8 protein-coding genes are annotated in these 6,774 nt (G+C 42.6%); all 8 read right to left on the bottom strand.

The annotated features are described in order from the left end of the window. Positions 1-670 precede the first annotated feature (670 nt). The 8 genes from T513_RS11800 to T513_RS0109230 all read right to left on the bottom strand — a co-directional run bounded on the left by T513_RS11800 (position 671) and on the right by T513_RS0109230 (position 6,447). Positions 671-1,906, bottom strand: coding sequence for a plasmid recombination protein (locus tag T513_RS11800; RefSeq protein ID WP_031589867.1), 1,236 nt, complete (start codon positions 1,904-1,906; stop codon positions 671-673). Between the two features lie 488 nt (positions 1,907-2,394). Beyond that, positions 2,395-2,634, bottom strand: a complete 240-nt coding sequence (locus tag T513_RS0109260) for a hypothetical protein (protein ID WP_031589866.1) — start codon at positions 2,632-2,634, stop codon at positions 2,395-2,397. A gap of 82 nt (positions 2,635-2,716) precedes the next feature. Then, positions 2,717-3,664, bottom strand: a complete 948-nt coding sequence (locus T513_RS0109255) for an AAA family ATPase (RefSeq protein ID WP_031589865.1) — start codon at positions 3,662-3,664, stop codon at positions 2,717-2,719. Positions 3,665-3,789: 125 nt separating this feature from the next. Then, positions 3,790-4,122 carry a plasmid mobilization protein gene (locus tag T513_RS0109250; protein ID WP_031589864.1) on the bottom strand — a complete coding sequence of 111 codons (333 nt, stop codon included), beginning with the start codon at positions 4,120-4,122 and terminating at the stop codon, positions 3,790-3,792. Beyond that, positions 4,100-4,411, bottom strand: a complete 312-nt coding sequence (locus tag T513_RS12050; RefSeq protein WP_479691150.1) for a tyrosine-type recombinase/integrase — start codon at positions 4,409-4,411, stop codon at positions 4,100-4,102. Before T513_RS12050 ends, T513_RS0109250 begins: the two co-directional genes overlap by 23 nt. 25 nt (positions 4,412-4,436) lie before the next feature. Then, on the bottom strand, positions 4,437-5,351 hold the full coding sequence (locus T513_RS0109240; protein WP_031589863.1) for a radical SAM mobile pair protein B: 915 nt from the start codon (positions 5,349-5,351) through the stop codon (positions 4,437-4,439). Further along, on the bottom strand, positions 5,339-6,028 hold the full coding sequence (locus T513_RS0109235; RefSeq protein ID WP_031589862.1) for a radical SAM mobile pair protein A: 690 nt from the start codon (positions 6,026-6,028) through the stop codon (positions 5,339-5,341). Before T513_RS0109235 ends, T513_RS0109240 begins: the two co-directional genes overlap by 13 nt. 65 nt (positions 6,029-6,093) lie before the next feature. Continuing rightward, positions 6,094-6,447: a cupin domain-containing protein gene (locus tag T513_RS0109230; protein ID WP_027424698.1), complete on the bottom strand. Its 354-nt coding sequence runs from the start codon at positions 6,445-6,447 to the stop codon at positions 6,094-6,096. Positions 6,448-6,774 lie beyond the last annotated feature (327 nt).

Genomic DNA, 6,774 nt, shown 5'->3' with positions numbered 1-6,774 from the left:
CTTCGCCATAGGAGTAGCTTCTCTCCACGTAAGAATGGATATGCCATCTGAAACCGCTCATCTTCCTGCGGAGATGCTCAATGATTTCAGCGGGTCTGTATTCTTTTCTGAAATCCTCAATAAATCTGAATTTGTCGCATGTATTGATTTTTTTTGAATATTGTCGTATTATCATATTGTCGTATGATGGGTGATGAATCAAACTTTGGTCAGGGAGATTCATCACTCTTTTTCTTTCTGAAGGATTGGTATGATACTATTGTACCCCATGCCTTTCCCGCAGATCAAAAAAGAGCGGGTACTGGAAAAGATTTCCAGAAACCCACTGAAAGTAACAGAAAGATGATTTCCCGCAGTTTGGAAGATCATCAAATTAATGAGGGCTTATCGGACTCCATTTGGTTGTCCTTTTATTAACCTTTTGCAAGAGTGCCCACTCTTAAAATGGGCTAAGCTGTAGACGGTCTTCCTCTTCACAAGGTCAAGATGTGAATTCCACCATGAGTTATGATTCAGTTAAAACCCACCTCATAAACAGGTGGCCGTTACTGCCGCCGAGTGGCCGCTGGTTATCGCATCAGTGGCCGACGGGCGGCGCAAAATGCAGTATCATTATGTTCCAATGATGTAAATGGTCATTTTTTTGCTGTGAATGGCAAATTTTTACCGTTTATCGTCTTCTTCCTCGCCTACGTTCCGGCTGTTCCAACTCCTTCAAAATATCCTCCGTTTCTACATTCTTATTCTTTAATTCCAGATATTCCTCAAACTTGATTTCGAAATCAAACAGTTCTTCCCATCCCGGATCACGTCTTGCAACAGTACCATCTGGGTTTGATGCAGTCAATCGACTTACCAATGCTCCAAAGCCTTTGACATCTTCATTGTTGATAGCAATCCTCATATCATTCGTAAGATAAGGCTCGCACGCTTTGTAATAGCCAACCAGTTCTAACCGCTTATCTTCGATATCTTTCTTCGGAATTAAGCCAAGACGAATATTAATTTTTTCAAGCCACTCATTTGCTTTTGCCTTTGCAGATTCGATAATACTTGCAGCTTCTTTCTTTGCCTCTTCCAACTTTTCTTCTGCCTGCTTAATGAGACTCTGTAGATTACGAAGAGTTCCCCTAAGTTCTTTTTCCTGAGTTTCCAATTTCCGAATCTCATGCTTACGCATTTCTGCCTTGTATTCAAGCACAGATAAACTGTCACGTTCCGGTGTCTTTATCTCACCATCAACAACCAAACCTCTGCGGACACATATCTTTTTAAAATGCGCTCGTTCCATCTCCTTCCACTGCTTCGTGGCATTGTCTGTGCACTTCCCTGATGCATCCTTTTCATCCGGTCTTGGCGAATACTCACTACCGGTACGAACTGCAATCAAGTTGCGCATGGCTCTATCTAAAGAATTTCGCTTCTGTACCCCTGTCTTATATCCCTCCGCCACAGGGATATAATCGAAATGCATATGTGGGGAAGCCTCATCCATATGTATATAAGCCCCTATAAGTTCCAATCCGGGATTTCTATCCTCGAACCCTTCAATGTATTCAAGAAGACATTCCTTTGCTATATCACGCCACTCCGGATGTTCTATAAAATCTTCCTGCTTACCCCACTGAAGCACATCCTCGTAAAACTCCTTCTCACCATTCTTTGAATTTAAAATGTGTGTGCGGTAATCTTTTATCTGACGATCCTTACGTTTCTGTTTTGCATTATACTCACTAACTGCATCATCAAAAATCCGATGATATGCATGTGATGTAGTTTCATCTTTCCAAACAATGTTTTGCTCTGTTCTAGACGCATCCACATTGCTTGGCAATTTACCCTCTCCGTAATTTCGGAGATTATGCTGTCTATTTCCTCTGCCCTGAGGCATTGATATTGAACCCATTTTTTAATCTCCTTTCCAACTTCTGCTCCACTGGAGTAAAAGTGTATTTTTTCTGCTAATGCCTTTGTTACTTTCGGCGAAAGTAACGCCTTATGACTTTTGACACTTCGTATCAAAAGACGGCGCTCTTCGAGGACTCCTTTGCGGAGTGCAGTCATTCGCCATGACAGGCATCTCATAAGGGCTTTGCCCTTGCCGATGGCTTACCCAATCTCTCAGGGCTCTGCCCCGGCGATGCCATCCCCGGTCTCATCGGGAGTTACACTCCCAAGGCGACGCCTTTCCCTTGTAGAACCTTGTCGCAAATAAATCCTCGCAGGATATATTTGCGCCTGCGGTTTCAAAAATAGTCATTTCGACGTCACATAACGCCTCGACCTGACGTCATTATGACGCATCCAATATATGGCAACTGACAATCACTTCTTCCTTGATGAAATACTACAAGTGCGTGCCACGCACTTGTTATATATAGCCAAGGAAAATAGTTACCATCGGAACGATGGGTGAATTCCCTTCGCATCCAAATACTCTTGTCTTGCCTTTTCTCGTTCCTCTGCCGTTGGTGCCGTTTTATATTTTGTGTAATTCTCATGCATAACCAAAAGTTCCAGTTTCTCATTTAGTGCTTTCCTAATCTCCGGCTCTTTCTCATAATCTTCAAATTCAAAATATGAAAACAAATCCAAAAACAGTTTTTGCGATATCATTATTTTTCGTTCTTTCATCTTCAACCTCCAAATGAAGATTGCAAGGTTGCAAGGATGCAATGTTATATATACTTTGCAATCTTGCATTCTTGCATCCTTCCTAAAAACCCCAATACCATTTATCTCCGGTCTTTGTTGCCGTAACATTCAGTTTCTCTTTTGCGGTAAACAAAGTTCTTTTCTTAATCCCATCTGCCTCTGCAGCTTCAAAAATTTCTGTACTTGGTTTGGGACCATCCGCCAGATATTTTGCCAAGAACTCTTTTGCCGAAGTTAATTTAGTTACTTTCTGGTCTCCACTTAGGAGATCATCCACAGAAATATCAATTACACCTTCCCACGCAAATCCATTCTCTTTGTCTAAACGAAATGCAATCGAATCTCCCTCCGGTGCAAGACTGCTCTTATCATGCGCAATTACTCTGCAGGTAGGATCATCTTTGATTCTCCCAACTATAAGTACACTTCTTGCTGTAGCCTGAAAGTCAATAGAACCAAGCCCTCTATATGTTGATTTTGAACCACTTGCTTTGTTCATATGACCAATAAGAATGATTGCACAACTATATTTCTCTGCTATGTCTCCCAATCGCTTCATAACCGGGCGAATCTCGTTTGCCCTATGCATATCTACATTCGCACCAAGATATGCCTGTATAGGATCGAGAATGACTAATTTGGCTCCCGTCTCCTTTATAGCCTGTTCTATACGCTCATCAGACATACACAAGCCCTGTTCAGATTCATCTATCACAAGAACCTTAGAACAATCCGCCCCTGCAGCTTCCAAGCGAGGTTTTACAGTATCAGCCAAACCATCTTCTGCAGTCTGATAAATCACATTAATTGGTTCTCTCTCCTGCTCATCTTCTGGAAGCTTCTCCCCCTTAGTAAGAAGTGCGGTCAACTGTAATACTGCCGTTGTTTTTCCCTCTCCGGGATCACCCTGTATAATCGTTAGTTTTCCAAGCGGTATATATGGATACCAAAGAAATTCCACCTTCTTACTTTCCACATCCGCCATATTAATAATCTTTAAGTTTTCCATTTTTTGTTATTCCTGCCTTTCTCATAAATTGATTGATAGCCGGAATAACCTCTGCTATAATGACCTTATCAATAGAGTCCGCAGAGATTATGCGGTTATCACAAGAGTCCTTTCGGTTGCCGCCGTTAGGATTCTTTTTCGTTTTTGAATGCTTCTAATATTTCCAACATCGTTCTAATTGGTGTGAGTAGTTCCTCATCCATCTCATCAATCGAATTTATCCTCATAAGTTCCTCTTGAATGTGAATTAAATCATTTTGAAATTGAACCATCATCATAGGATTTCCTTTAGCAACAACTCTCTGATAAAGAGCGCTTTCTACCAGATAATCTTGTTTTGTTCTGGCACCGCAAAGGCGCACTCTGTCATCAAGTTCTAAAGCCTCCTCAGGGGACATTCGAAACGCAACGATTTTATTTCTCCATCTACCCTTTTTATCCTTTATCTTTTCCGACATTGAAATAATCCTCTCTTTCATCAGATAGTTTCTGAGCCATCTTAATCTGCTCCCCTGGGAACATATGCGCATATCGATAAGTTACTCTGATACTTTCATGTCCCATACGTTTTGCAATAGCCACCGCATCAAATCCCATATTGATAAGAAGTGACACATGACTGTGACGGAGATCATGAATGCGAATACCGTTCCACTTCGGTCGGCGCAAAGCCGATGTCCACTGGACATCGGCTTTGCGCCCTGATTTTGGGTAATAGAAAAGAACCGGTCTCCCGATTCTTCTCAAAAACATTTCACTTTGTTTATACGCGCTATTTGCGCTTTCTTTTTCCTGTATTATCGGATCCGCGGATTTCTTCATGATAAAAATAATCCACGATTACCGGATGCCCCTGCGGAACCCTTCCATAAGGCATTTCATTATCCACAAACGGGCAATCATACTTCTCGGCAAGTTTCTCGGCTTTGTTTTCCAGAGCCTCGAAATAGCTTCTGTTATGCTTGGTATAAATCTCATCATAGAGCGGCACTAAATCAGGATACTCTTCAGCGATATAGTCCATAACGGTATTCTTAAATCCGCCTCTCAGATTAAGATTCTCCAGCCAAAACAGATCACATTGGTCTTTTACACGTTCAAAGATAGCCTCAAAATCCGTAATGCCCGGAAATACCGGGGATACAAAGCATACTGTCCTGATACCGGCGTCATATATCTGCTTCATCGCAGCAATCCTTCGTTCAATGGAAACCGCTGCATCCATATCGTCCTTGAACTTCTCGTCCAGCGTATTGATCGACCACGATACTGTTACCTGTCCGAGCTCTTTTAGCAGGTCAATATCTCTCACAACAAGGTCGGATTTTGTGCAGATCAGAATATCTGCTCCGCTCCCCCGCAGCTGTTCAAGCAGTTTCCTTGTGTTTCCGAACTCTTTTTCCTGCGGATTATACCCGTCTGTCACGGAGCCGATCACAACGCGCTGTCCGGCATATTTCTCAGGGTGCTTGATTTCAGGCCAGTGCTTGATATCAAGAAATGTTCCCCACTCTTCCTTATGTCCTGTAAACCTTTTCATGAAAGAAGCGTAACAATACTTGCAGGCGTGCGTGCATCCGACATACGGATTCACAGAATACCCTCCCACCGGCAAGTTTGACTTTGTCATGATATTTTTGGTTTCCACATCCCTTATCAGGATATCTTCCGTTCTCACTTCTTCCATGCCCGCTGTACCTCCAATACCTTCTCAAATGCTTCAGGAAATTCCTGCACCATATTTCCATCGCCTATGATCGCTTCAAGATCTTCCTTCATAAAAACAGGTATATTCCTTTGATGCGCCTGATTCGTAAGCGACCATGCCCATTCCGGCTCAGTACGGATTTTTCTCCTCTGAGCGCCTGTCATGGTTCCTACAACGATCCAATCAATACCAGAAAGGTTGACCTCTCCAGGATCATCAAAAAGCGGCTCAAAGGTCACATGATAATGCTTTGCCCTTACATGATTCCTCAATGCTTCAATGCGCCAGAGTTCTGATCTTCTGGTAACCGTCACCCCAAACCAGGCGTTCTCAAGATCCGTTTCAAAATCCAGGAGATCAGGCCTTTTTGACAAAAATAAAAACTGATGCTGCGGATTTTTCCGGATCTTTTCAAACACCTCTTCTCGCCATTCTTCTTTCCATCCCGAAAGATCACTCATACCGGTCAGAAGGAAATTCTGCGGTCTTGCCTTGTCCATCATTTTAAGCTTGCCTTCAAAAAATTCAGGCTTACTGAAATCCGGTATCATATGCCACCGCTTCACATTATTCCGCGCATAGCAATAATCGCATCCTACCGTGCAGCCGATGACAAGGTTCATATTCTGGATACTATCTTTTATACAAACACTCATAGCTCTCCACATAAAAAGTTATGGACATCTGCTTGCAGAAATGCCCACAACTTTAAAACTCATACTTACTCGATTACTGCATCGTCGGCGGTATACGCTTCAAGAGAACCTGCCTTCACCTGGATACAGGCATAGCTGATCTCAGAATCATCTGCCGCGAAGAACTGTCTTTTCCCATCCGGCGCAATACGCACGATATCACCGGCAGAAAGCTCTATATCCTCACCGTCAACTACCGCTTTTCCCTTGCCGGAAAGAATGATGTAAATCTCTTCATTGGTCTTATGATAATGAACAAAAGGAACACTCGCACCTGCCGGAAGATGGTTGATGCTGATCTCAGCCCCTGTAAGTCCGAGCTGATCATGAAGTTCAGTTCTCGGATCGTTTGCAACACTTACTTTACTATAGTTAGACATTTCTAATACCTGTTATGAAATGACCGTTGTCAAGACGCAATTAAACAAACCATAATATTTCTATTTAGTTTTTCCTTATCAAGGGCATAGAAAGACCTCAATTATATAGAGTCCTGCGACAGTTAACCATCCTGTTATACGTGGATTGGGTACCAAAAGGTTAATGGTTCGTCGACAGCCCTATAATCTCCATGCGTGGATCAGTGCATTATTGTTCCAACGAGCTCGCGACTTCTCACTGAAACGGCACTGCCAGAAGAGGTAAAACTCAGATGGCTGAACCTTTTCTATTCATTTGAGGCCCGCCTATGCCCTCGATATGCTTAT

This window comes from Kandleria vitulina DSM 20405 (assembly GCF_000702065.1).
GTDB lineage: Bacteria > Bacillota_I > Bacilli_A > Erysipelotrichales > Coprobacillaceae > Kandleria > Kandleria vitulina.
This window is presented reverse-complemented; position numbering and strand designations above follow the sequence as displayed.

Coding starts and splice junctions, on each gene's coding strand:
- T513_RS0109260 (WP_031589866.1), bottom strand. CDS start 2,634: ATGAAAGAACGAAAAATAATGATATCGCAAAAACTGTTTTTGGATTTG.
- T513_RS11800 (WP_031589867.1), bottom strand. CDS start 1,906: ATGGGTTCAATATCAATGCCTCAGGGCAGAGGAAATAGACAGCATAAT.
- T513_RS0109255 (WP_031589865.1), bottom strand. CDS start 3,664: ATGGAAAACTTAAAGATTATTAATATGGCGGATGTGGAAAGTAAGAAG.
- T513_RS0109235 (WP_031589862.1), bottom strand. CDS start 6,028: ATGAGTGTTTGTATAAAAGATAGTATCCAGAATATGAACCTTGTCATC.
- T513_RS0109240 (WP_031589863.1), bottom strand. CDS start 5,351: ATGGAAGAAGTGAGAACGGAAGATATCCTGATAAGGGATGTGGAAACC.
- T513_RS0109230 (WP_027424698.1), bottom strand. CDS start 6,447: ATGTCTAACTATAGTAAAGTAAGTGTTGCAAACGATCCGAGAACTGAA.
- T513_RS0109250 (WP_031589864.1), bottom strand. CDS start 4,122: ATGTCGGAAAAGATAAAGGATAAAAAGGGTAGATGGAGAAATAAAATC.